Source organism: Rubrivivax sp. JA1026, assembly GCF_011065555.1.
GTDB classification, from domain to species: domain Bacteria; phylum Pseudomonadota; class Gammaproteobacteria; order Burkholderiales; family Burkholderiaceae_C; genus Rubrivivax; species Rubrivivax benzoatilyticus.
Genome location: NZ_JAALCQ010000011.1, coordinates 109,503 through 132,214 on the forward strand (window position 1 = coordinate 109,503; position 22,712 = coordinate 132,214).

The following is a 22,712-nucleotide window of genomic DNA, read 5'->3' on the forward strand; positions in this document are numbered from 1 at the left end:
GTTCGGCATTCGTGCGGGCGGGAGAATAGCCCGATGATCTGCGAGCCCGACGACCGAGCCCACGGCATCCTGCCGCTGTACGGCCAGCCCGAGCGTGTGCTGGCGCGCGCCCGCGGCTGCCGCCTCGTCGACGCGCAGGGCCGGCCTTACGTCGATTTCGAGTCCGGCGTCTGGGCCGCCAACCTGGGCCATGCGCACCCGGCGGTGAACCGGGCGATCCGGCGGTCGCTGAACGCCGTGATGCACCAGGGTTACGCCTTCCGCAGCGCCGAAGCCGAGACGCTGGCCGCACGGCTGGCGCGGCTGCACGGCCTGCCGGGCGGGCGCAGCGTCTTCCTGTCCTCGGGCTCGGAGGCCGTCAACCTGGGGCTGCAGATCGCGATGCACCTGTCGGGCCGGCGGCGCTTCGTGCGCCTGGACAGCAGCTATCTGTCGGCCTTCGGCTTCGGCCGCCTGGCCGCCGACAACGAGCGCCGCATCGACCTGCGCTGCGACGACCTGGCCGCCATCGACGCCTTGCCCTGGCACGAGGCGGGGGCGCTGGTGCTGGAGGTCGGCGGCGCCTCGCTGGAGGTGGTGCGTTTCCCGCGCGAGGACTTCGTCGCCCGCGCCGTCGAGGCTGCACGCCGCGCCGGCGCCCGGCTCGTCTGCAACGAGGTGACGACCGGCTTCGGCCGCACCGGGCGCTGGTTCGGCTACCAGCACTACGGCCTGGCGCCACAGCTGGTGGCCTGCGGCAAGGCGCTGGGCAACGGCTACCCGGTCAGCGCGCTGACGGTCGACGCCGCGGTGGCCGCGGCGCTGGACGCGCAGCCGCTGCGTTATGCCCAGTCGCACCAGAACGACCCGGGCGGCTGCGCGGCGGCTCTGGCCGTCATCGAGGCGCTGGAAGCCGGCGACTGGGTGGCACGCGGCGCGGCCGTCGGCGAACACTTCGCCGCCCGCCTGGCCGCGCTGCAGCAGCGCCGGCCGCAGCAGGTGCTGGACGTGCGTGGCCGCGGGCTGATGCTGGCGCTGCAACTGGCCGACGAGGCGCTGGCGCAGCGGGTCGCACGCCGGCTGTTCGAGCGTGGCCAGGTTGTCGGCCAGCGTGGTGCCAGCCTGCGTTTCATGCCGCCGCTGACGGTGACGAAGGCGATGGTCGACACGCTGGTGCGTGAGATCGGCCAGACGCTCGCCGCCGAACCCGGAGCCCCGCGATGAGCACCACGATGCCGCCCCAGCCCGTCATCGAAGCCCGCCACCTGCGGCTGCGGCCGTTCATCGCCGGCGACGCACCCGAGGTGCAGCGTCTGGCCGGCGACCGGCGTGTCGCCGAGATGACGCTGGCGATCCCGCACCCGTATCCCGACGGTGCTGCTGCGGCCTGGATCACGACGCACCCGTTCGGCTGGCTGGCCGGGCGCGAGATCACCTACGCGATCGAACGCCGCCGCGACGGCGTGCTGCTCGGCGCGATCGCGCTGCTGAACGTCAGTGCCGCGCACGCGCACGCCGAGGTCGGCTACTGGATCGGCCACGAGCACTGGGGCCAGGGCCACGCCACCGAGGCGACACGTGCGCTGCTCGACTTCGCCGAGAACGAGCTCGGCCTGACGCGTTTCGCCGGCCGCTGCCTGGCGCGCAACCCGGCTTCGGCGCGGGTGCTGCAGAAAGCCGGGCTGCGGCCCGAGGGCTGTCTGGTGCGCCACCTCCAGATCGGCGGCGCCTACGAAGACGTGCTGCTGTTCGGGCGGGTCGCGCCGTCTAGGCTGGCGCCCTGAACGTCCGGGGCAGATCGGCCAGCAGCCGCCGCACCACCGCCGCGCCGTAGTGCGAGCAGACGGCCGACAGGAAACGTTTGAAGTCGCCGTGCGCGGCGTCGTCGGCGCGGTCGGAGATCGCGCGGATCGCGACGAAGGGCAGGCCCCATTCGTGGCAGACCTGGGCGACGGCCGCGCCTTCCATCTCGACGGCCAGCGCGTCGGGCAAGGCGGCGCAGAGCGCGTCGCGGTCTTCGCGCGTGCGCACGAAGCGGTCGCCGCTGACGATGAGGCCGGTGTGCACGGTTGGCGCGTGCAGCGAGAACTCCTGCACCAGCGCCTCGCCGAACAGCGCCAGCGGGTCGGCCAGCGCCGCGCGTGCGGCGGCGGCGGCGCGTTCGGCCAGCACGGTGTCGGCCGGGAAACGCGAGACGCCGGTCAGCGGCACCTCCCAGCGCGGGAAGAAGGGCGAGCCGTCCAGGTCGTGCTGCAGCAGCTCGGCCGAGACGACGACGTCGCCGACCGCGACACCGGGCGCCAGGCCGCCGGCGATGCCGGTCAGCACGACGGCGCCGACGCGGTAGTGCGAGATCAGCGCCGCGGTCGTCGCCGCCGCGGCCACCTTGCCGACACGCGACTGCACCGCGACCACCTCGTGGCCTTCGAGCGTGCCGTGCCAGAACTCGCGCCCGCCGATCGTGCGCGGCCGCGCGTCGGGCATCGCCGCGAGCAGATCGCGCAGTTCACGCTGCAGGGCGGCGACGAGGCCCAGCGGGGCGGGGGTGTCGGACATCGGGCTCGGGGTGGAGGCGGCGCGCCGATTGTCCCGGATGTCGCCCACGCGCCCGGTGCCGCGTGCCGCCTCGTGTACCGTGCGCCGACGATGTCCGAGCCCTCCACCGCCGCCGACTGGGCGCCGACGCTGCGCGCCGGGGCCTGGTTCGCCGCGCTGCCGGCCGACCTGGCCGACCACCTTTTGGCGCACGCCCGGGTGCTGGTGCTGGACGCCGGCACGCGGCTGTTCGCGCGCGGCGACGCACCCGACGGGCTGTACGCGGTGGTGCGCGGCGTCGTGCGCATCGGCGCGGTGGGCGAGGGCGCACGCGAGTCGCTGCTGGCGATGCTGGAGCCGCCGCAGTGGTTCGGCGAGATCGCGCTGTTCGACGGCGCGCCGCGTACCCACGACGCCTGGGCCGAGAGCGACTGCACGCTGCTGCGTGTGGCCCAGGACGATCTGACCCGGCTGCTGGCCGCGCGCCCGCAGCACTGGCAGAGCTTCGGCCGGCTGCTGACGAACAAGCTGCGGCTGACCTTCGCCGCCGTCGAGGAGCTGGCGCTGTTGCCGCCGACACCGCGGCTGGCGCGCCGGCTGGCGGCGATGGCCGGCGGTTACGGCGCCTGGGAGGGCCGCAGCAAGCGTGTGCTCGAGGTCTCGCAGGAGCAGCTCGGCCAGATGCTGGCGCTGTCGCGCCAGACGGTGAACCAGGCGCTGAAGGAGCTGGAAGCGGCCGGCGCCATCCGCCGTGGCCGCGCGACGATCGAGATCGTCGACCCCGGGCGCCTGCTCGCGGTGCGCTGATCAGGCCGGCGCGACGACGCGCCGCCAGGCGGCACGCGCCACCAGCCGCAGCTTGTTGCCGACGCTCATGCGCGCCAGGTTGGTCTTGACGATGCCGCGCGTGAAGCGGGTCTGCTTCGAGTAGTCGACGTGCACGTCGACGACCACCGGCCGGCCGGCGGCGGCCTGCTCGTGGGCGGCCTGCAGCACACGTTCGATGTCGGCATCGGTGTTCATGCGCAGATAGGCGGCACCGGCGGCCATCGCGATGCCTTCGATGCGGATCTCGGGCAGCACGGTGCAGGCCTTGCGGTTGTAGGGCAGTTGCTGGGCCTGCGAGATCTGCGACAGCTCGCCGTCGTTGAAGACGCAGACGACGACGCCCAGGCCGTGTTCGGCGGCGGTGCTGAGCTCGATGCCGGTCATCAGGAAGGCGCCGTCGCCGACGACGGCGACCACCGGCTGCTGCGGGTGCGTCAGCTGGATCGCCACCGCCGCCGGCACGCCGTAGCCCATGCAGTTGAAGTCGGTCGGCGTGACGAGGTGGCGCGCGCGCCGGCTCTGGAAGAGTTCGGCGGTCAGGAAGGTGTGGTTGCCGTCGTCGGTGACGACGAAACCGTCGTCGGGCAGCGTGGCGCGCAAGGCGTCGAAGAAACGCTGCGGGTTGACGCGCCCGCCGCCGTCGTGCGCCAGCCATTCGGCGCGGTAGGCCTGTTTGGCCGCGGCGATGCGGCCGGCCACCGACTCGGCGCGTGCCGCGCGCTTGGCGGCGCCTTCCGTGCCCAGCGCGGCGATCTTCGCCGCCAGCGCCGGCAGCACCTGGCGCGCGTCGCCTTCGATCGTGATCTCGGCCGGGTAGTTGGCGCCGAAGACTTCCGGGTTGATGTCGACGTGCACGAGCTTCCAGGTCGCGCGCAGGCCGTAGCTGCCGGTGGCGATCTCGCCGAAACGCGTGCCGACGGCCAGCAGCACGTCGCAGTCGGCAAACGCCTGCTCGGCCGCCGGCACCGCCGCCGGGCCGATGCCCATGCCGGCGTGCAGCCGGTGCGTGCCGGGGAAGGCGCTCAGCCCTTGCAGCGTCGTCGCCACCGGCGCGCCCAGCGCCTCGGCGATGCGCGCCACCGCGTCGCCGGCGTCGACCGCGCCCCAGCCGACGAAGAGCCCCGGGCGTTCGGCGGCCAGCAGCGCACGCGCGGCACGTTCGATCAGCGCGTCGTCGGGTGCGGCCGGCGGCGCGTCGGGCACGAAGGCCGGCAGCTCGTCGACCTCGCCGGGCAGCATCTGCAGGTCGACCGGGATCTCGACGAAGACCGGGCCGGGCTCGCCGCGTGTCGCGGTGCGCCAGGCTTCGTACAGCGTCGGCACGACGTCGCGGTGGCGCGTGACGCGCCAGGCGCCCTTGGTCACCGGCTTCACCCAGGCGAGCTGGTCGAGCTCGTGCAGCTGGTAGCGGAAACCGTGGCCCGTGTGCGTGCCGCCGGAGATCACCAGCATTGGGATGCCGTCGAGATAGGCCTCGCCGATGCCGGCCATCGCCAGCGCGGTGCCGGCGGCCGGCACGATCAGCAGCGCGCCGACGTGATCGTTGGTGCGGCTCACCGCGTCGGCCATGAAAGCGGCGTTGCCTTCGTGCGTGACGCGGATCGGCGTGACGACGGCCGAGCCGGCCAGCGCGTCGTAAGTCTCGGTGTTGTGCACGCCGGGGATGCCGAAGGTGTGGCGCACGCCCAGTTGCTCCAGCGCGTGGCGCACCAGTTCGGCGGCGGTCTTCTTCATCGTGCTCTCCTTTCAGGTGCCGAGGTGGCGCACGGCGGCGTTGGCGGTCAGCAGGCAGCCGGGCAGGAAAGTGCCTTCGAGCGACTTGCGCCCGCTGGCGTTGCCGCCGCCGAAACCCGCGGCCTCGCCGACCGCGTACAGCCCGGCGATCGGCGTGCCGTTCGTGTCCAGCACCCGGCTGGACAGGTCGGTCTGCAGCCCGCCCATCGACTTGCGTGTCAGCAGCCGGCAGCGGATGGCGATCAGCGGCCCGGCCGCGGGGTCGAGGATGCGCTGGTAGCGGCAGGTGCGCACGCGGTCGCCGCGCCAGCGCCGCAGGTGCTCGATGCGGCGCAGCTGGTCGTCGTCGTGCAGCGCCGGGCCGCGGGTGATCTGGGCGTCGTAGGGCGCGATCTGGGCCTGCAGCGTCGGGGCGTCCAGGCGCTCGTCGCCGGTGAGCGCGTTCATGCGCCGCGCCAGCTCGTCCAGCGTCGCGCCCTGCACGAAGTCCGGGCAGCGTGCGAGCAACTCGTCGACCAGCTCGGGCTGGCCACGCAGCAGCTGGCGCACGAAGCCGAGCACGCGGCGCTCGCGGATCTGCGGGTTGTGCTCGGCGCCCGAGGCGGCGAGCTCCTTGTCGGCGATGCGGCGGTTCAGCAGTTGCCAGGTCCAGGGCCAGCTTTCGCGCGCGATGCGTTCGACCATCGCCGCGGTGTCGTAGCCGGTGACGAACGGCTCGGGGCCGATGCGCCGGCCGTCCGGGCCCAGCCACAGCGCCGAGCGCGTCGGGATCAGGCTCAGGCCGTGGCCGTCGAACTGCGGGTTCGGATGGGCGACGCCGGCGGCGTAGTGCCACATGCGGTCCAGGTGCGCGAGGCGCGCACCGTGGCGCGCCGCGGCGTCGTGCAGCCGGCCGTCGGCATGCGGGTGCGAGCCGTTCAGCAGCTCGGCCGGCGCCGGGCCGGCGGACCACAACGCACGCACACGCGCCAGGTCGCCGGTCAGGCCGCCGGCGGCGACGACGACCGCATCGGCGTCGAAGCGGAACTCGCGGCCGGTGTTCTCGTCGACGCCGCGCACGCCGGTGATGCGGCCGTCGGTGTGCTCGAAGTCGTCGACGCGGTGCTGCAGCCGCCAGTCCAGCCGCGCCGCGTGGCGATGCTCGCGCAGCGCCGCGAGCTGGCTGTTGACGAGGTGGCGCGCCGTGCCCCAGAGCACGTGGTAACGCGGCAGGCTGTTGCCGGGTGTCGCCCAGCCGCGTTCGACCCACTGCACCGCCGGGATGAAACGCAGGCCGCGTGCGCGCAGCGCTTCGTAGACCTCGGGCACGCAGCGTTCGACGTAGTGCTCGGCCCAGCGCCGAGGCCATTCGTCCTCGGGACCGAAGCCGGCGAAGGACAGCCAGTCGGCCAGCGCCACCGCCGGGCCGTCGGGGATGCCGCTGCGGCGCTGCAGCGGCGTGCCGCAGAGCGCCATGCCGCCGAAGGCGTGCAGCCCCAGCCCGCCGGGCGCGGCGGCACGTTCGAGCAGCGTGACGGCATGGCCGGCGTCGAGCAGGCCGAGCGCGGTGGCCAGCCCGGCAGGGCCGACGCCGACGACGAGGCAGCGGGAGGAGGACATCGGCCCGCAGTCTGCGGTGCGGCGGCGGTGGCGTCTGTCCAAAGCACGACACGGCAGCAGCGAGGAGGGCAGGGGTTTCCCGGCCTCGACTTAAGGCCGGCTGAAGGGCGGGCTGCGATCTGTGGCCGGTCAAGCCGTGCCCGTCAGGACGCCCGACGATGGGACCCAACTCCAGCGGCGTCCGCGCGCCGCACCTGCCGATGACCGCTCTCGCCCTGTTCGGATGGATCGTCGCCGCCGCGCTGCTGCAGCTCGGCGTGGCGATCGCCGTCACGCTGTGGCGCCGCGCGCCGGTCACCACGACGGGAGGCGCCGCGACACTGCCGCCCGCCGAGCCGGCTGCGGTCGGCGCCTGGGCCGGCTGGCGCGAGTTCCGTGTCGTGCGCCGTGAGGTCGAGGACGCGGCGGCGCTGCAGTGCTCCTTCTACCTCGCACCGCTGGACGGCCAGCCGCTGCCGCCGTACCGCGCCGGGCAGTTCCTGACCTTCTCGCTGGTGCTCGACGAGCCGGACGGCCCGCGCACGCTGACGCGCTGCTACTCGCTGTCCGACGCGCCCGACCCGGGCCACTACCGCGTGACGATCAAGCGTGTGCCGGCGGCGCACGACGGGCTGTCGCCGGGCCGTGTCTCCAACCACTTCCACGAGTCGGTGCAGGTCGGCGACGTGCTGCGGCTGCGCGCGCCAGCGGGCCACTTCGTCTTCGACGCCGAGCCCGGTTTGCCGGTCGTGCTGGTGGCTGGCGGCATCGGCATCACGCCGCTGCTGGCGATGCTGCACGCCAGCCTGGCCGAGGACTCGGCGCGGCCGGTGCACCTGTTCTACGGCGTGCGCCGCAGCGCCGAGCTGGCTTTCGGCGCCCGGCTCGTGGCGCTGGCCGCCGCGCACCCGGCCTTCGTGTTGCACCGCGTGCTCGGCCAGCCGGCCGAGGGCGAACAGCCGGGCCGCGACTACGAACACGCCGGCCACGTCGACGTCGAGCTGCTGCGGCGCGTGCTGCCGCACGGCCGCCACCGCTTCTACGTCTGCGGCCCGCCGCCGATGATGAACGCGCTGGTGCCGGCGCTGGCCGCCTGGGGCGTGCCCGCCGAGGACCTGCGCTACGAGGCCTTCGGCCCGGCCTCGGTGGCCGCGGTCCCGGCCGCCGCCGCGGCGCCTGCGCCGGCCGTCGAGGTGAAGTTCCGCCGCTCGGGCCGCACGCTGGCGTGGGACGGGCGCGACGCCTCGCTGCTGGACTTCGCCGAGCGCCATGGCGTCGAGGTCGAATCCGGCTGCCGTTCCGGCGGCTGCGGCGCCTGCCAGACGCGGGTCGTCAGCGGCACGGTGCGCTACGCCCGCGAGCCCGACCACGACACCGCGCCCGGCCACTGCCTGCTGTGCGTCGGCAAGCCTTCGTCGGCCCTGGTGCTGGACGCCTGAGATGCAGGCCCGCCTGCTGCAACGCGAGGTGCTGCCGCTGGTCGCCGGGCTGGCCGGCCTGGCGCTGGTCGCGCTGGCCATCGACGCCGTGCTGCACGCGCTGGACGCGGTGTGGATCGGCCGCTATCTCGGCATCCCGGGCACGCTGCTGATCATCGGATCGACGGCCTACTCGCTGCGCAAGCGCCGGCTGATCGTGCGCGGCCAGCCGGCGCAGCTGCTGCGCCTGCACGAGGCGCTGGCCTGGACCGGCTCGCTGTTCGTGCTGGTGCACGCCGGCGTGCACTTCAACTCCGTGCTGGGCTGGCTGGCCGTGGTCGCGATGCTGATCAACGTCGGCAGCGGGCTCACCGGCAAGCTGCTGATCGACCGCTCGCGCCGCCGCCTGGACGAGGCCCGCCGGCGCATGAGCGCGAGCGGCCTGGACGAGGCCGAGCAGAACGAGCGCCTGTACTGGGACAGCCTGACCTTCGACATCGTGCGCCAGTGGCGGGTGGTGCACTTCCCGATCACGCTGGCCTTCACGGTGCTGGCGCTGGCGCACATCGTCGCCGTCTTCCTGTTCTGGGGGTGGGCGTGAAGCACCCGGTCGCGCTGGCCGTCATCGCCGTCAACCTCGTGGTGCTGATCGTGCTGGTCTTCGCCTATCCGCAGCTGATGGTCAGCCCGGGGCCGCTGTCCAAGGGCCACGCCGACCTCGCGACCGACTGCTGGTCCTGCCACGCCCCGTGGCGCGGCACGGCCGCCGCCCGCTGCACCGAGTGCCACGCGCCGGCCGACATCGGCGTGCGTACGACGGAGGGCGTGCCCATCGTCGCCGCGACGCCGCGCATCGCCTTCCACCAGGAGCTGGCGGTGCAGGACTGCGCCGGCTGCCACAGCGACCACCTCGGCCCGCGCCAGACCCGCCGCGACCGCAAGCCTTTCGCCCATGAGCTGCTGCGCCCGGCGGTGCAGCAGCGCTGCGACGGCTGCCACGCGGTGCCCAAAGGCCCGACCCACGACGGCCTGAAAGCGGGCTGCGCCGAGTGCCACGGCACACGCGACTGGACGGTGCGCAGCTTCGACCACGCGCTGCTCGGCCCGCAGGCCGATGCACGCTGCCAGAGCTGCCACACGGCGCCGCGCGACCGGCTGCACGCCCGCCTGGACGGCCGCTGCGCCACCTGCCACGGCACCGAGGCCTGGGAGCCCGCGACCTTCGACCACGACCGCCACTTCGTGCTCGACCGCGACCACGACGCCGAGTGCCGCACCTGCCACGTCGGCCAGGACTACAGCCGCTACACCTGCTACGGCTGCCACGCGCACAGCCCGGCCAGCATCCGCGCCGAGCACGTCAAGGAAGGCATTCGCAACTTCGACGACTGCGTGGAGTGCCACCGCAGCGCCGACGACAAGGGCCACGGCCGAGGCGGGCGCGAGAGCCGCGGCGAACGCCGGCGCGGCGGGGACGACGACTGAGGCGCGCCGCGCTGGACGGAGAACGACGATGCGAGTGTGGGCACGATGGGCCGCTGCGAGCGCGGCCCTGCTGATGGCGGCCGGCGCGGCCGCCGCCGATCTGCGGCTGGCCGACGGCTGGGCGCGCGCCAGCGGCCCGGCCGAGACGGCGACCGAGGCCTATGTCGAGATCACGCCCGACGCGCCGCTGCGCCTGGTCGGCGCGCGCTCGCCCTGGGCGGCCGAGGTGCGCGTGCTCGCGCCCGGCGGCGCGCTGCGGCTGCCGGCGGGGCGCACGACGGCGCTCGCGCCCGGCGGCCCGCGGCTGCGCCTGGACGGCCTGCGCTGGCAGGTGCGCGACGGCGACGTCATCCCGGTGTCGCTGGTTTTCGAGGACGCCGACGGCCGGCGCTTCGTGCGGCATTTCGGCGCGGCGGGGCGTTAGGCGCGCCCGGGGCGGACGCAACCGCCCAATCCGAATTTCGATCGGCGCAAACCGCGCTTCGGGGTCGAGGGGCCCATCCCTAGGATGAAAAAAGGACGGTGTCGCACGACGCCGGCCCGACGCGCCGCCCGCGAGGTCTGCAGGCGGCAGACATCACCGCAACCCCTCGAACATGATCACCGACACCACGACGCGGCGCGCTGCCGCATGGGCGGCTGCCGCGCTGGCCGCCACGCTGGCCGCCTGCGGCGGCGGCGAGAACGGCCTGGACAGCGGCACGAAGACGCTGAGCGTGGGCACGCCGGCGAGCATCGCCACCACCTCGGCCGACAGCTACGACGACAACCGCCACGGGCTGATCACCGCCAGGACGCTGCGCTCCTGGATCGACGACTGGCAGGCCAACAAGCCGGCCGGCATCACCGGCAAGCTGGTGATCCTGCAGGTCACCGCCGGGCCGAGCGGGCGCCAGTACATCAAGGGCGACGATCACGACGTCTTCGTCTACCTCGAGAACGGCTGGACCGAGGACCGCTCCAACGGCGTCATCCGCACGCCGACGATGGTGCTGTCGGGTGCCAAGGTCGACGACCTGCTGGCGCGCTACGCGATCGACCCGCGCAAGGACCTCGTCGTCTGCGCCCAGGGCGCCGGCAGCGCGTCCAACGCGATGAGCCAGGGCCGCTGCTGGTACACGCTGCGCTACTGGGGCGTCGACGCGCGCCACGTCGCGCTGCTCAACGGCGGCAACCAGACGCTGGGCGTGGACGACGGCTCGACCTGGACCGCCGAGCACTTCACCAGCACCGAAGTCAGCCCGCGCCTGAACAAGCGGGTCGCCAGCGTCCAGGATCTGGGCGTCGACAACACCGTGCTGCAGGCCTCGCTGGAGGACCTGATCAACGTGCTGCCGCTGGCCGACCACAACGTGCTCGACGACGGCGTCTTCCTCTGGGACGCACGCAGCCTGGCGCAGTACAGCGCCGGCCTGCGCGGCGCCACCGTCGACGACATCCCGGCCAACGACGCCACGGCGCTGGCGGCCAGCTTCCAGAACGGCGGCTCGCGCCAGGGCCACCCGCGCGGCGCGCTGCAGCTCGGCTACGACCAGCTGATCGGCGCCAGCACCGGCAAGTACAAGACCAAGGCCGAACTCGCGGCGCTGCTGGCCGGCGGCACCACGCCCTCGGGCCAGGGCTTCGTCGACGGCCAGCTGGCGCTGCTCGGCCAGGGCCGGGCCTACCAGCGTGGCGACGTCGTCTACACCTACTGCGAGACGGCGATGCGGGCGATGATCACCGCGGTCGCGTCCTCGGTCGTGCTGGGGCTGCCGACGCGGGTCTACGACGGCTCGATGATCGAGTGGAACTCGCTGACCCGCGCCCAGGACCGCAACGGCACCTGGCTGCTGCCGGCCGACTCGCGCTGGCGCACCGACGTGCTGTCCTGGTCCCGCGCCAACCCGGCCCAGGCCAACGTCGCGCCGCGCACCGACGCCGCGGCCTCGCCGTACATCGTCGACCCCTACGCCGCCGATGCCGGCGCCGCGATCGCCGCCGACAAGGCCTACCTGCGCGCCAAGCTGTCCCCGGGCACCGGCACCGGCGGCGGCGACAGCGGCGGCACGCCGTCGATCCCGTCCAACCCCTGCGGCGGCTGAACCGTCGGGGGCCGCGCGCCCCCGCCTCCGAGGATAGACGTCGCATGACGATCCGTTTCACGCGGCTGGAACCCGGCCGCTACCTGCTGGACGTGAAGGGCTACGTCTGCCCGCATCCGCAGATCTACACCCGCAAGGCGCTGGCGGAGATCGCCGCCGGCGACCGGCTCACCGTCGAGTTCGACAACCCCTCGTCGGGCGAGTCGATCGGCTACCTGTGCGAACAGGAAGGCGCGCGTGTGCTCGAGCGCCAGGAACAACGAGGGACTTTCCGATGGACGCTTCAAAAGGACTGAGGCGCGGGCTTGCCGCCGCGGCGCTGGCCGCCGCCGGCGCGGCACCGGCCTTCGCGGCCGAGGCCGCCCCAGCCCCGGCGCCGGCCGCTTCGGCGCCGGCCCTGCTGGCGGTGCAGATCACGCGCCAGCCGCCACCCGACTCGGGCCGGCTGAAGTTCCGCCAGGGGGTTGCCGCCGCCGGCTGCGGCTGTGCCGACAGCCTGTCGGAGCGCGACATCGCCCGCGGCGCGGCTGCGCCTGCGGCCGGCGAAGGAGCGTCCCGATGAGCCGCACCGTCCTCTTCCTGCGCCGCCCGCGGCCCTGGCTGGTGGTGCTGCTGGTGTTGCTCGGCTGGGCCGCGCTGGCCGAGTGGCGTGCCGCCGCGCCGCGCGAGCCGGTGGCCGCGGAGGCCGAGGCCGGCTGGGGCCACGAGGTGCTGCAGCCGGTGGCCGACGGCCGCGCCGACCGCTTCTCGCCGCTGGGCGTGGCCAACGCCTGCGGCCTGGGCGCGTCGAGCTGCTTCAAGTGCCACAACGGCGTGCGCGCCGCGGCGCCGAACAGCGAGGCCGCCAAGGGCCCGTGGCACCGTGACCACGCCAAGGTCAACTACTCCTGCGTCGGCTGCCATCAGGGCAACCCGCGGCTGCTGAAGCAGGACCTGGCACATGCGCGCCTGGTCGCCAACCCGCTGCAGTCCGACGCCGCCTGCACCGCCTGCCACCAGACCGGCACGCCGGCGCAGTGGCGTGCGCCCTATCTCCGGACGGCCGCGCCGTCCGTCCCCCGGTCCTGACCCCGACCCTGCCATGCAAGCCCACACCTCTTCCTCCTCCGGCGGGGCGCTGCGCGCCGCCGTGCTCGCCGCCGCGCTGGCCGCGGCACCGCTGGCCAGCCAGGCCGGCGTGACGATCGCCGTGCCCGGCAGCGAGGCCTACCTGAGCCTCGACTACGCGCTGCAGCTGTGGTCGCAGGGCCAGAGCTACACCTCGGCCACCGACAACGGCAACACCTGGGACAACTACATCCGCCGCAACCGGCTGACCTTCAGCGGCCAGTACAACGACTACGTCGGCTTCTACGCCCAGATCGAGGCCGGCAACGACGGCAAGGGCGGCAACGAGGACCGCAGCACCTACTTCCGCGACGCCTACGTCACCTTCGACTACAGCGACGCCGTGCGCGTCATCGCCGGCCGCTTCAAGAACGGCTTCTCGCGCGAGAACAACGAGGCCTGCCTGGAGCCGCTGACGCTGGACCGCTCGGGCATCTCGTACACGCCGTTCGCCGGCACGCGCGACAACGGCGTGGCGCTGTGGGGCAACCTCGCCGACGCCCGGCTGCAGTACCGCATCGTGCTGGCCGACGGCCGCGAGGGCGACGTCGTGCCGAAGAAGAAGCCGCGCGTCACCGGCCGCGTGCACTGGAGCCTGCTCGACCCCGAGTCGGACTACGGCTATCGCGGCACCTACCTCGGCACGCGCCGCGTGCTGACCTTCGGCGCCGCGGTCGACTGGCAGGCCGACGTCGCCTATGCCGACGCCGCGGCACGCTCGGACATCGTCGACTACCGCGCCTGGACCGTCGACGTCTTCGGCGAGCTGCCCACGCGCTGGGGCAGCTTCACCGGCTCGGCGGCCTACTTCGACTACGACACCGGCGACGCGATCTCGCGCGCGCCCGACGCGTCGCTGCCGGCGAACTCGCAGCTCAAGGCCTACTACCTGAAGGGCGGCTATCTGCTGCCGCAGAAGGTCGGTCCGGGGCGGCTGCAGTTCTACGGCCGCCGCGACCACGCCGACTACGCGGTCGCCGACGGTGCGCTCGACCACGACACCACCGGCGTCGGCGCCCACTACTACGTCGACGGCCAACGCCTGAAGCTGACGGTCGACTACTCGCGCACCACCTTCGACCGGCCGAGCGCGAGCAACGCGGCGCTGCAGGACAACTGGCAGACGACGCTGGGCCTGCAGCTGCTGTTCTGAACGTGGCCGTGCTCGACACCCCCGGCGCGAACGCCGCGCCGCGCGGGCGGCTCGTGGCGGCGCTGCTGCTCGGGCTGGCCGCGCTCGCCGCCGCGGTGGCCGTCGCCGCCGACGGCCACCTCGTCTACCTCGCCGTCTACGGCGCCTTCGGCCTGGCCTACGGCGCGGTGCTGCAGTACGGGCGCTTCTGCATGGCCTCGGCGGTGCGCGACCTGTTCGCCGTCGGCGTCGTGCGCATGGCCGTCGGCGTGCTGATCGCCGTCGTGCTGTACGCGCTGACGGCGGCGCTGGTGCGCGGCGCGGGCCTCGGCGCCGTGCATGCATCGGCGCTGGGCTGGCACGTGCCGATCGGCGGCGCGATCTTCGGCCTGGCGATGGTCTTCACCGGCGGCTGCGCGTCGAGCTCGCTCTACAAGTGCGGCGAAGGCAGCGGCAGCGCGCTGCTGGTCGTGGTCGCGATCTCGCTGTCGCAGGCCTGGTTCGTCAGCGCCGGCGGCTGGCTCGACACGCTGGTGCCGGCGTCCTGGGCGGCCGAGGCGGCGCGGCAGGCGCAGGCGATGCCGGCCGAACTCGACATCGGCCGCGGCGCATTCGACCAGTTCCTCGCCGGACACGTCTGGAAGCTGCAGGGCGCCACGCTGGCCGAGCGGCTGGGCGTCGAAGGGCGCTGGCTGCCGGTGCTGCTGGACACCACGCTGGTGGCGGTGCTGCCGGCGCTGGCGCTGCTGGTGCTGCTGTACCGCCTGCGCTTTCGCCGCGCCTGGCTCCAGCGCCGCGGCATCGCCGCGCCGGGCCTGGCCGACGAGCTGCGCGGCCTGGCGGCGATGCTCGCGTCCTCCCGCAACACCGCCGTCGCCGGCTTGCTGCTGGGCCTGCTGGCCGGGCTGCAGATGGCGGTGACGGGCGCGCTGCGCGAGCGCTGGGGCATCCTCAATTTCGGCGAGGCGTTGGCCGCGGCCGGGTTCACCCGCGGCCTGTCGCTGCAGGACACGGTCTTCGACCCGGGCTACTGGTACATCACGACGCAGGAGGCGCAGCTCGGCGGCTGGCTGCTCGAGCGCCTGGGCCGCCCGTCGATGGACAACCTGTTCTTCGGCCTCGACAACGGCCTGCCGCCGCCGTGGCTGAACGCGCCGCTGTGGATGTCGGCGGGCATCGTCGTCGGCGCCGCGGTGCGCGCCAACCTCGTCGGCGAGTTCAAGTGGAAGTGGCCGGGGCCGGAGGCCGCGCTGCTGGCGCTGGCCGGCGGCGCGCTGATGGGCATCGGCTCGCGCATCGGCATGGGCTGCAACATCGGCGCCTTCTTCGCCACCGTGACCAACGGCGACCCCAGCGGCTGGCTGTTCCTCGCCGGCATGACGGCCGGCGCCTTCGTCGGCGTGCGGCTGCTGCAGCGCTGGATCGAATGGCAGGCCTCGCGCCAGGGCGGCTGGGCGGCGTGATCCGGCGGCTGGCCCTGCTGGCGTTCGCCCTGGCCGCCGGTGCCGCCGCGGCGGCGGACGCCATCGACTCCTTCGTCGCGCGGCACTGGCAGCAGCCGCTGGCGCCGCAGGGCGCGCCGCCGGCCGGCTGGCCGGCGCGCGAAGCCTCGCTGGCGCCCGAGGACTGCGCCGCCTGCCACCCGCAGCAGCACGCCCAGTGGCGCGGCAGCCTGCACGCGCGCACGATGGGCCCGGGTCTCGACTGGCAGCTGCGGCTGATGACAGCCGACAAGGCCGAGCGCTGCCTGCGCTGCCATGCGCCGCTGGCCGAGCAGAAGGCGCTGCTGGCGCGCCGGCTGGGCTGGGCCAGCGCGCCGGCGGCGCCGCCGCCGGGCTACGTGCCGCCGGGGCTGGATCAGCAGGGTCTCGTCTGCGCCGCCTGCCATCTGCGCCGCCACCAGCGTTACGGCCCGCCGCGTGCGGCCGGGGCGCCCGAGCCGGCGCCGCCGCTGCCGCATGCCGGCTTCCGCGCCGAGACGGCGTTCCAGGACAGCCGCTTCTGCGCCGCCTGCCACCAGTTCCCGGCCGACGGCCCGCGCACGAAGGGCAAGCTGCACGAGGACACGCTGGCGCAGTGGCAGGCCAGCCCGGCGGCGCGTGAAGGCCGCGCCTGCCAGTCCTGCCACATGCCCGGGCGGCGCCACGAGTGGCGCGGCGTGCACGACGCGCGGATGCTGCGCGAGGGGCTGGCCGCCGACCTGGTGCTCAGGCGCCGCGCCGACGGCGGCGTGGACGCCGTCGCGACATTGCGCAACGCTGGCGCCGGCCACCTGCTGCCCACCTACATGGTGCCCAAGATCGAGGCCACGCTGCTGCGTGTCGACGCCGGTGGCGAGCGGGTGCTCGCGCGCCACGTCATCGGCTGGCAGATCGACCTGGCACTGGCCGAGGAAGCGTTCGACACCCGTCTGGCGCCCGGTGCCGTGGCAACGCTGTCGGCGAGTCTGGAGCGCGCCGACAGCCGCGGCGGGCGCGTCGAGCTGCGGGTCGCGGTTGCGCCGCGCGAGCACTACGAACGCATGTTCCGCTACGTGCTGGCGCAGCGTGCCAGGCTCGACGCCGGCACGCAGCAGACCTTGCAGGCGGCGCTGGACGAGGCCGTCGCCACGCGTTACGAAGCGCTGCGCCTGACGCGTGCGCTGCCCCCCGCCACCCGCCCCTGAGCGAGTCCCGCCATGACCGAGATCCACCGCCTGTCGCCCGACTACGCCGCCGCGTCGCACGAGGTCGACGCCGACTGGGCGGCCGTCGCCGCCGCGGGCTTTCGCAGCGTCGTCAACCACCGCCCCGACCACGAGGACGGCCCGCACCAGCCCAGCGCCGCCGAGATCGGCGAGCGCGTGCGGGCACACGGGCTGGCCTACGCGCACCAGCCGGTGGCCGACCTGGGCTTCGGCGCCGACGAGGTGCAGGCTCTGCGCGAGCTTCTGGCGACGCTGCCCGGGCCGGTGCTGGCCTTCTGCCGCTCGGGGCGGCGCTCGACGCGGCTGTACGAGGCCGTGCTCAACGGCCTGCCGCCGCCGGAGCCCGAGCCCGAGGTCGTGTGGCTGGCCTGAGCCGCACGGCGCTTCAGCGCCGGCAGCGTTCCATCTCGGCAATGCGCCGTTCGCGCAGTTCGCGCTGCCAGGCGCTCAGCGTGATCGAGCTCGCCGAGACCCGTTCGGCACGGATCTGCTGCTCGCTGTAGCAGGGCTCGCCACCGCCGCCGACGGCCCCGCCGGGGCCAGCGGCCGGGCGCTCCTGCAGGCCGACGACGATGCCGTCGCGTGTGTAGACGTAGCGCGAGCTGCCGTCGGCATATCGGTAGACGTGCTGGCGCGAGACGCTGTTGCCGAAGCGGTCGGTGTTCGTCAGCGCCGGCGGGCCGTAACGCTTGAACATCTCGTCCTCGGTCATGACGCCGGAGCGGTCGCGCGCCAGCTGGCGCGCGACGTCCGGGTCCGGGGCCATCGGCGAGTTGGCCGGTGTCGCGTCGACCGTGCGACCGCCGGCGGTGCACGGGTGCTGCTGGAACACCGGCCGGCCGCCCGGCCCGTCGCAGCGGTAAACGGTCTGGGCCGATGCGGCGCCGGCCAGCAGCGCCACGACGGCCGTGATGCCGTGTCGCATCGTCATCGTCCTCCTCGGGATGGATTGTCGGCCGCAAGCGACGCCATTCGACCCGCCGTGGCGCGGCGTGACGGCCCGCCGGGGGATGCCGTCCCCTGAAAGCGGGGGCGGCCGGCGGAGCGATGGCGGCTGCCGCGTGGCCGCGCGCCAATCGAGGCGATGAGCTGCCTGATCTTCCTGGCGAAACTCTTCGCCTTCGTCCTGGCCGCCGTGCTGATGCTGGCCCTGCTGATCAATGCCGTCAGCGCGATCGTCACGGTGGCCGCTTGGCTCAATGAGCGTCTCAGGAGGCCGGCGCGGCGCACGCGCCGCCAGCTGATGGAAGCCAACGGCTACTACCGCGGCCTGCGCTACGTCGACCTGCCGGAGCCGCTGCGGCGCGCGGCATCGATTTCGGGCGGGTCGTCCGGCCGAACACGCTACACCTGGGACGCGCCCGAAGACCCGATGTACCTGGAGTGCGACGCCCAGGGCGTCATCGTCGACCACATGCCGCCGCGTGCGCCGCCGGACCTGCTGCGCCACTTCTTCGAGACCCAGCCGCTGGACGGCTGGACGCTGGAGCGCATCGAACACGCGATCGGCCGGCCCACCGACAGCATCGACTGCGATCGTGGCCAGTGGATCTACTGGTGGCGGCTGCCTGACAAGGCGCGCATCGAGCTGTCGTGGAGCGATGCGAGCTGGCGGGCCGAGCTGTTCGACGGCGTGCACCGTCATCGGCTGGCGCCCCCGGCAGGAATCGAACCTGCATCTGAGACTTAGGAGGTCCCCGTTCTATCCATTGAACTACGGCGGCGCGGCGGGGGCGATTCTGCCATCGCCGGCCACCGGGTTCAGCGCGGCGCCGACGCCGCGGGCGATGAAGGCGCTGAAGCCGCCGGCGCCACCAGCCCGGTGGCCTGGCCGAGGCGGCGGCCGGCGCCGATCAGCGGCCGCGTGCCGGGCAGCTGCTCGTCGTCCAGGCGCCAGACCCAGATCAGGTCGAGCGCGTTGTCGGCGCCGCTCTGCGCGCGCAGCGTGAAGCGCTGGGCGATGCGGTAGACCAGCTGCCAGGTGCCGGTGGTGGCGTTGACGCCGCGTTCGTAGCCGACGTACCAGCGCCGCGACAGCTGCTTGCCCAGCGAGATGACGGTGTCGCGCACCTCGCCGCCGGCGGTGCTGCCGGCGGTCTCGCTCTGGTGCACGCTCAGCTCGTCGATGCCCAGGTTGCGCATCAGCGCGTCGGTCGGCGCCTCGCCTTCGCCGGCCATCAGCGCGACGGCGGCGCGCTGCAGCAGCGCGGCGTCGGCGCGGCCCAGGCCGTCGGAGGCGCGGCCGAGCACCAACCAGGACAGGCGCTCGGTGTCGGTCATCTCGGTCTCGGAGTACAGCCGCGCGCGCGGGCTCTGCGCCGTGCCGGTGATCAGCACGCCGACCTGCACGTCGGTGTTCTGGCGCAGCGCCAGGATGTCCAGCCGCGGGTTGTCGGGCGCGCCGGCGAACGCGACGATGCCGCGGTCGATGTCCAGCTTCTGGCCGTAGGCGGCGTAGGTGCCGTTCTCGGTGGCGACGTTGCCGTTGACGGCCAGGCGGCCGCCGGGCGTCGTCAGCCGCAGCTGGCCGCGCAGCTCGGTGTCCAGGCCGCGCCCGCGCACCCGCAGCTGGCGGCCCAGGTCGACATCCAGCGTGATGTCGACGTCGCGGCGCGTGCGCGGCAGCGCCTCGTCCTCCGGGGCCGCGGGCGCGTCGCCGGGGCGGCGCACGGTGACGTCGGCGTCCAGCGACGGCGCGTCGGCGCGCGTGGCGTCGAACAACCCTTCGTCGACCTGCACGCGGCCGTCCAGCGCCAGCCGCTGCGCGTCCAGCGTCAGCGTGGCGCTGCCGCTGCCGGTGAGCTGGCGGTCGATGCGGCCGAGCACGCGGAAGCGTTCGGCCACGGCCTTCAGCCGCGCGTTCGGCGTCTCGCCGAAGGCGGCGCCGCCGCTCAGCTCGAGCTGGCCGTCGCCGCCCTTGAAGCGGAAGGTCTCGATGCGCGCGTCGGTGCCTTCCAGCCGGATCGCCACCGTGCCGGGGCCGACGTTGACGCCCTGCAGCAGGTTGCGCACGCCCAGGTCGCGGCCTTCGATGACGCCGGTGTACTCGGGCGCGCCGAAGCGCCCGCCGATCGTCGCGTTGCTGTGCAGCCGCCCCGACAGGCGCCAGCCCGGCGGCACCCAGGCCGCCCAGACACCCAGGTTGGCGACCTCCACGTCGAGCACGCCGTCCAGCGGCGCGTCGGCCTCGGGCCAGCGGCTGGCCGGCGAGGTGCGCACGCCCAGCGCCGCGGCCATGCGGCCGATGTTGCCGCCGGCCAGCGCCTGGGTGAAGTACCACTGGCCGTCGTGCGCCGCCAGGCCCAGCCGGGCCGCGCTCAGGCCCAGCGCCTGGGTGCCGTTCTCGTCGGTGATCGTCAGGTCGCCGTCGCTGCGTTCGAGCACCACCTCGGCGTCGAAACGTTCGCCGGCGCGGATGTCGACGTGGGCCCCGGCGCGCAGGTCGCCGCCCCAGCCCATCGTCGGCTGCACGCGTTCGAGCAGCGGCGCCACGGCCACCGGCGCGACGTCCATGCGCAGCGCGAAACGCGGCGCCGCGCCGGCGGCCCAGTCGGCCTGCACGGCGTCCCAGCGCAGGTCGACGGCGCGCGCGAAGCGGATGCGCCCGGGTGCGGCCTGCAGCCGCTCGAGCGTGCCGCCGCGGCCGAACTGCAGTTCGGCGCCGAGGTCGCGGGCGTCGATCCAGTCGCTGCGCCAGTCGCTGCCGGGCGGCGCGATGGCGCCGCCGTCCCAGGTGCCGACACCCAGGCGTTCGATGCGCCCGGCCCAGCGCCCGCCGCCGCCGGCGCTGGCCGTCCAGGCGCCGGTGGCCTGCAGCTGGGCGCGGGTGCCCGACATCGTGCGCAGCCCGAACCAGCGTTCCAGCAGCGGCGGCGGCACCAGCGGCAGCGCGCCGGCCACCAGCAGGTGGTGCTCCTGCCAGGTGCCGCGCAGCTCGGCGCGCAGCTGGCGCGCGCTCTGGCGGCCCCAGCGCAGCCCGGCGACGTCGGCCTGCAGCTCCAGCGGCTGCTGCGCCAGGCCGCCGGTGGACAGCCGCCAGTCGGCGCTGGCGTCTGCGACCTCGAGTTCGTGCGACGCGAAACGCGCCAGCGTCAGCCGGCCCTGCGTCGACAGGTCGGGCCAGCGCCCGGTGGCGACGAGTTCACCGCGTGCGCTGCCCGACTGCGGTGCGAACGCGGCGCCGCCCGGCAGCAGCCGCGCCAGCGGCGCCAGCGTCTGCAGCGAGCCGGCGTCGAGCGCCAGCGTCCAGCGGTCGTCGCCGCCGCGGCCCGCCGGGCGGCCCTCGCCGCTGGCCGACAGGCGGTTGCCCGCTGCACCGGCTTCCAGCCGCACGCGGCTCGTGCCGCCACGCCCGCCGGCCTGCTCCAGCGCCAGGTCCAGCGTCACCGGCACGCCGGCCAGCACGGTGTCGGCGATCTTCAGCGTGCCGTGGCCGGCAGTGCGCTGCAGCAGCGCCGGGGCCGGCAGCGCCAGCGGCTCGGGCGGCAGCGAGAGTTCGAGTTCCCAGCGTCCGCTGACGCGGTGCGGCCCCTGGCGCCAGGCCGAACCGGGCTCGCCCGGCCACCACGGCACCGGGTCGAAGCCGGCGAGCGTGCCGCGTGTCGCGAGCTGCCAGCCGGCGTCGCCGCGGCGGGCGTCCAGCGCCAGCCGCGCGACGGCGTCACCGGCGCTGGCGTCCAGCTCCTTCAGCTCGATGCGGCCGGGGTCGGCGCGGCCGTCCAGCCGCAGCCGCACCGGCTGCGAGGCACCGTCGACGCGGCCGTCGAGCCGGGTGCGCAGCGCCGCCGACCAGGCCGGCGGCGGCGCCGCCCAGTCGTCCGGCGACGGCAGCCCGCCGAGCTCCAGCGCCAGCGGGCCCGACACCGTCATCGCCGGCGCGCGCCGGTCCAGCCGCTGCGGCGCGACACCGTCGAGCTGCGAGTCGAGAGCCAGCGCATGGCCGTCCCAGCGGCCGGTGGCGCTCCAGCGGCCCGCGGGCCGGCCGTCGGCGGCAAGCTGCAGCGCCAGGCGGCGCACGTCGACCTGCCGGTGCTCGGCGCTGCGGCCCTGCAGGTCGATCTCGATGCGCGCCAGCGGCAGCCGGCCGGCGTCCCAGCGGCCGGGCAGGGCGTTGTCCAGCGCGACGTCGACCCGCATCGGGCGTTCTCCGGCCGGCGGGGCGTCGAGCCTGGCGTGGCCGCTGAGCCGCGTTTCCGGGGCGCCAGCGACGAAGGCGCCGAAGTCCAGCGCCGTCGTCTTCGCGTCCAGTTGCGCCAGCACCCAGGGCGCGAACGGCAGCAGCGTCGTCGAGACCTCGGCCGACGGCGTCGCCTTGCCCGGCTGCGGCGTGCCGCGCAGCGTGCCGGCGAGCACGATGCGGTCCAGCGTGCCGCTGGCGCGGATCGTCGCGTCCAGCGGCGTGGTGGCGTCGATCGGCCGCGCCTCGGCCTGGCCGCCGAGCGCGAACGGGAGGTCGAAACCGAGCTGGGCGTGGCCGGCCAGTCGCACCTTGCCCCAGTCGAGCTCGGCGTCCTCGACGCGGTACAGCAGGTTCTGTTCGCCGACCCAGGCGCGCGCGCGCAGCCGGTGCAGCTGGAAGCCGTCGACGTCCAGCGTCTCGAGTTCGGCGCGGTCGGCGCGGATCTGCAGCGGGATGCCGATGCCCGAGGGCAGATGCGCGCCGTGGCCGCTGGGCGGCCCGGTGTCGACGATGACCTCGCGCGCGACGGCCTTCGTCGCGTCGATGCCGAACCAGGCGCGTGCATGCGGCCGCCACGACCAGCGCAGCCCTTCGCCGCGGAACCCGGTCACCGTCACCGACTGCCGCCCGGAGTCCCAGCGCACGACGACGCGGTCGGCCTCGAACACGTCGTCGAACAGCGCCCCGCGCGTGTCTTCGGCGGTGACGAACGGCAGCCGCGTGCCCAGCCACCGCGTGCCCGCGTCGCTGTGCAGCAGCCCCCAAACGCCCCCCACGGCCGCCCCCGCCGCCACCACCGGCGCCGCGACCAGCCAGGGCCACCAGCGGCGCCGACGCACAGGCGCCGGCGCTTCCTGCGGCGTGTCCGGACCTTGCTCAGTCATCCCGTGAACCCGGCGCAAAGGTGGCGGTCAGCGAGCCCATGCAAACGAACAAGCGCCGCGCGATCAAGCTTCCCGCCGCGGAC

The 22,712-nt window shown here is 74.5% G+C and carries 20 protein-coding genes and 1 tRNA gene; 15 read left to right on the top strand and 6 right to left on the bottom strand.

The features are described from left to right. Window positions 1–33: 33 nt before the first annotated feature. Both G5B56_RS17650 and G5B56_RS17655 read left to right on the top strand, forming a co-directional pair. Window positions 34–1,203, top strand: a complete 1,170-nt coding sequence (locus G5B56_RS17650) for an aminotransferase class III-fold pyridoxal phosphate-dependent enzyme (protein WP_164964073.1) — start codon at window positions 34–36, stop codon at window positions 1,201–1,203. Continuing rightward, on the top strand, window positions 1,200–1,763 hold the full coding sequence (locus G5B56_RS17655) for a GNAT family N-acetyltransferase (protein WP_164964074.1): 564 nt from the start codon (window positions 1,200–1,202) through the stop codon (window positions 1,761–1,763). Before G5B56_RS17650 ends, G5B56_RS17655 begins: the two co-directional genes overlap by 4 nt. Here G5B56_RS17655 and G5B56_RS17660 read toward each other — a convergent pair. Then, complete coding sequence (locus G5B56_RS17660) at window positions 1,747–2,535, bottom strand: 5'-methylthioadenosine/adenosylhomocysteine nucleosidase (protein WP_164964075.1); 789 nt, start codon at window positions 2,533–2,535, stop codon at window positions 1,747–1,749. The two genes, G5B56_RS17655 and G5B56_RS17660, sit on opposite strands and share 17 nt — an antisense overlap. A 90-nt stretch (window positions 2,536–2,625) precedes the next feature. On the opposite strand from G5B56_RS17660, the gene G5B56_RS17665 reads away from it, so the two are divergent. Further along, window positions 2,626–3,321 (top strand): Crp/Fnr family transcriptional regulator, encoded by a 696-nt coding sequence (locus G5B56_RS17665; protein WP_164964076.1) that lies wholly within the window; start codon window positions 2,626–2,628, stop codon window positions 3,319–3,321. Here G5B56_RS17665 and G5B56_RS17670 read toward each other — a convergent pair whose 3' ends face one another. Both G5B56_RS17670 and G5B56_RS17675 read right to left on the bottom strand, forming a co-directional pair. Beyond that, window positions 3,322–5,076, bottom strand: a complete 1,755-nt coding sequence (locus G5B56_RS17670; RefSeq protein ID WP_164964077.1) for a thiamine pyrophosphate-binding protein — start codon at window positions 5,074–5,076, stop codon at window positions 3,322–3,324. A gap of 12 nt (window positions 5,077–5,088) precedes the next feature. Beyond that, window positions 5,089–6,675, bottom strand: a complete 1,587-nt coding sequence (locus tag G5B56_RS17675; protein ID WP_164964078.1) for an FAD-dependent oxidoreductase — start codon at window positions 6,673–6,675, stop codon at window positions 5,089–5,091. A 200-nt stretch (window positions 6,676–6,875) separates the two neighbouring features. Between G5B56_RS17675 and G5B56_RS17680 the strand changes: the two genes are divergently transcribed. The 12 genes from G5B56_RS17680 (at window position 6,876) to G5B56_RS17735 (ending at window position 16,938) form a co-directional block, all read left to right on the top strand. Further along, on the top strand, window positions 6,876–8,093 hold the full coding sequence (locus G5B56_RS17680; RefSeq protein ID WP_164964079.1) for a 2Fe-2S iron-sulfur cluster-binding protein: 1,218 nt from the start codon (window positions 6,876–6,878) through the stop codon (window positions 8,091–8,093). Window position 8,094: 1 nt separating this feature from the next. Further along, the gene (locus tag G5B56_RS17685; RefSeq protein ID WP_164964080.1) at window positions 8,095–8,673 is read left to right on the top strand and encodes a hypothetical protein; all 579 of its coding nucleotides are present in this window, start codon (window positions 8,095–8,097) and stop codon (window positions 8,671–8,673) included. Beyond that, on the top strand, window positions 8,670–9,557 hold the full coding sequence (locus G5B56_RS17690; RefSeq protein ID WP_240920836.1) for a cytochrome c3 family protein: 888 nt from the start codon (window positions 8,670–8,672) through the stop codon (window positions 9,555–9,557). The genes G5B56_RS17685 and G5B56_RS17690 overlap by 4 nt, the downstream gene beginning before the upstream one ends. Window positions 9,558–9,585: 28 nt before the next feature. Beyond that, on the top strand, window positions 9,586–9,981 hold the full coding sequence (locus G5B56_RS17695; protein ID WP_164964081.1) for a copper chaperone PCu(A)C: 396 nt from the start codon (window positions 9,586–9,588) through the stop codon (window positions 9,979–9,981). A 172-nt stretch (window positions 9,982–10,153) separates the two neighbouring features. After that, entirely contained in the window at window positions 10,154–11,641 is a 1,488-nt protein-coding gene (locus G5B56_RS17700; protein WP_206023547.1) for a hypothetical protein, read from the top strand. A 44-nt stretch (window positions 11,642–11,685) separates the two neighbouring features. Further along, window positions 11,686–11,937: a sulfurtransferase TusA family protein gene (locus G5B56_RS17705; RefSeq protein WP_164964082.1), complete on the top strand. Its 252-nt coding sequence runs from the start codon at window positions 11,686–11,688 to the stop codon at window positions 11,935–11,937. After that, the gene (locus tag G5B56_RS17710; protein ID WP_164964083.1) at window positions 11,916–12,203 is read left to right on the top strand and encodes a hypothetical protein; all 288 of its coding nucleotides are present in this window, start codon (window positions 11,916–11,918) and stop codon (window positions 12,201–12,203) included. Before G5B56_RS17705 ends, G5B56_RS17710 begins: the two co-directional genes overlap by 22 nt. Next, window positions 12,200–12,709: a hypothetical protein gene (locus G5B56_RS17715; RefSeq protein WP_164964084.1), complete on the top strand. Its 510-nt coding sequence runs from the start codon at window positions 12,200–12,202 to the stop codon at window positions 12,707–12,709. Before G5B56_RS17710 ends, G5B56_RS17715 begins: the two co-directional genes overlap by 4 nt. Window positions 12,710–12,722: 13 nt before the next feature. After that, window positions 12,723–13,901 (top strand): selenite/tellurite reduction operon porin ExtI, encoded by a 1,179-nt coding sequence (gene extI / locus G5B56_RS17720; protein ID WP_164964085.1) that lies wholly within the window; start codon window positions 12,723–12,725, stop codon window positions 13,899–13,901. Between the two features lie 8 nt (window positions 13,902–13,909). Beyond that, window positions 13,910–15,343, top strand: coding sequence for a YeeE/YedE thiosulfate transporter family protein (locus tag G5B56_RS17725; protein WP_206023548.1), 1,434 nt, complete (start codon window positions 13,910–13,912; stop codon window positions 15,341–15,343). Then, window positions 15,307–16,545: a multiheme c-type cytochrome gene (locus G5B56_RS17730; protein ID WP_164964086.1), complete on the top strand. Its 1,239-nt coding sequence runs from the start codon at window positions 15,307–15,309 to the stop codon at window positions 16,543–16,545. Before G5B56_RS17725 ends, G5B56_RS17730 begins: the two co-directional genes overlap by 37 nt. A 12-nt stretch (window positions 16,546–16,557) precedes the next feature. Beyond that, window positions 16,558–16,938 carry a beta-lactamase hydrolase domain-containing protein gene (locus G5B56_RS17735; RefSeq protein WP_164964087.1) on the top strand — a complete coding sequence of 127 codons (381 nt, stop codon included), beginning with the start codon at window positions 16,558–16,560 and terminating at the stop codon, window positions 16,936–16,938. A 13-nt stretch (window positions 16,939–16,951) separates the two neighbouring features. On the opposite strand, the gene G5B56_RS17740 is transcribed toward G5B56_RS17735, so the two are convergent. The 3 genes from G5B56_RS17740 to G5B56_RS17750 form a co-directional block, all read right to left on the bottom strand. Continuing rightward, window positions 16,952–17,497, bottom strand: coding sequence for a DUF4124 domain-containing protein (locus G5B56_RS17740; RefSeq protein ID WP_240920837.1), 546 nt, complete (start codon window positions 17,495–17,497; stop codon window positions 16,952–16,954). A gap of 718 nt (window positions 17,498–18,215) precedes the next feature. Continuing rightward, window positions 18,216–18,290 (bottom strand) — tRNA-Arg (locus G5B56_RS17745). A gap of 37 nt (window positions 18,291–18,327) precedes the next feature. Next, window positions 18,328–22,629 carry a translocation/assembly module TamB domain-containing protein gene (locus G5B56_RS17750; RefSeq protein WP_164964088.1) on the bottom strand — a complete coding sequence of 1,434 codons (4,302 nt, stop codon included), beginning with the start codon at window positions 22,627–22,629 and terminating at the stop codon, window positions 18,328–18,330. Window positions 22,630–22,712: the final 83 nt, after the last annotated feature.

Bases quoted from the DNA above. Each gene is read 5' to 3' on its own strand.
- G5B56_RS17650 (WP_164964073.1), top strand. From the start codon at position 34: ATGATCTGCGAGCCCGACGACCGAGCCCACGGCATCCTGCCGCTGTAC.
- G5B56_RS17655 (WP_164964074.1), top strand. From the start codon at position 1,200: ATGAGCACCACGATGCCGCCCCAGCCCGTCATCGAAGCCCGCCACCTG.
- G5B56_RS17660 (WP_164964075.1), bottom strand. From the start codon at position 2,535: ATGTCCGACACCCCCGCCCCGCTGGGCCTCGTCGCCGCCCTGCAGCGT.
- G5B56_RS17665 (WP_164964076.1), top strand. From the start codon at position 2,626: ATGTCCGAGCCCTCCACCGCCGCCGACTGGGCGCCGACGCTGCGCGCC.
- G5B56_RS17670 (WP_164964077.1), bottom strand. From the start codon at position 5,076: ATGAAGAAGACCGCCGCCGAACTGGTGCGCCACGCGCTGGAGCAACTG.
- G5B56_RS17675 (WP_164964078.1), bottom strand. From the start codon at position 6,675: ATGTCCTCCTCCCGCTGCCTCGTCGTCGGCGTCGGCCCTGCCGGGCTG.
- G5B56_RS17680 (WP_164964079.1), top strand. From the start codon at position 6,876: ATGACCGCTCTCGCCCTGTTCGGATGGATCGTCGCCGCCGCGCTGCTG.
- G5B56_RS17685 (WP_164964080.1), top strand. From the start codon at position 8,095: ATGCAGGCCCGCCTGCTGCAACGCGAGGTGCTGCCGCTGGTCGCCGGG.
- G5B56_RS17695 (WP_164964081.1), top strand. From the start codon at position 9,586: ATGCGAGTGTGGGCACGATGGGCCGCTGCGAGCGCGGCCCTGCTGATG.
- G5B56_RS17700 (WP_206023547.1), top strand. From the start codon at position 10,154: ATGATCACCGACACCACGACGCGGCGCGCTGCCGCATGGGCGGCTGCC.
- G5B56_RS17705 (WP_164964082.1), top strand. From the start codon at position 11,686: ATGACGATCCGTTTCACGCGGCTGGAACCCGGCCGCTACCTGCTGGAC.
- G5B56_RS17710 (WP_164964083.1), top strand. From the start codon at position 11,916: ATGGACGCTTCAAAAGGACTGAGGCGCGGGCTTGCCGCCGCGGCGCTG.
- G5B56_RS17715 (WP_164964084.1), top strand. From the start codon at position 12,200: ATGAGCCGCACCGTCCTCTTCCTGCGCCGCCCGCGGCCCTGGCTGGTG.
- extI (WP_164964085.1), top strand. From the start codon at position 12,723: ATGCAAGCCCACACCTCTTCCTCCTCCGGCGGGGCGCTGCGCGCCGCC.
- G5B56_RS17730 (WP_164964086.1), top strand. From the start codon at position 15,307: ATGGCAGGCCTCGCGCCAGGGCGGCTGGGCGGCGTGATCCGGCGGCTG.
- G5B56_RS17735 (WP_164964087.1), top strand. From the start codon at position 16,558: ATGACCGAGATCCACCGCCTGTCGCCCGACTACGCCGCCGCGTCGCAC.
- G5B56_RS17740 (WP_240920837.1), bottom strand. From the start codon at position 17,497: ATGACGATGCGACACGGCATCACGGCCGTCGTGGCGCTGCTGGCCGGC.
- G5B56_RS17750 (WP_164964088.1), bottom strand. From the start codon at position 22,629: ATGACTGAGCAAGGTCCGGACACGCCGCAGGAAGCGCCGGCGCCTGTG.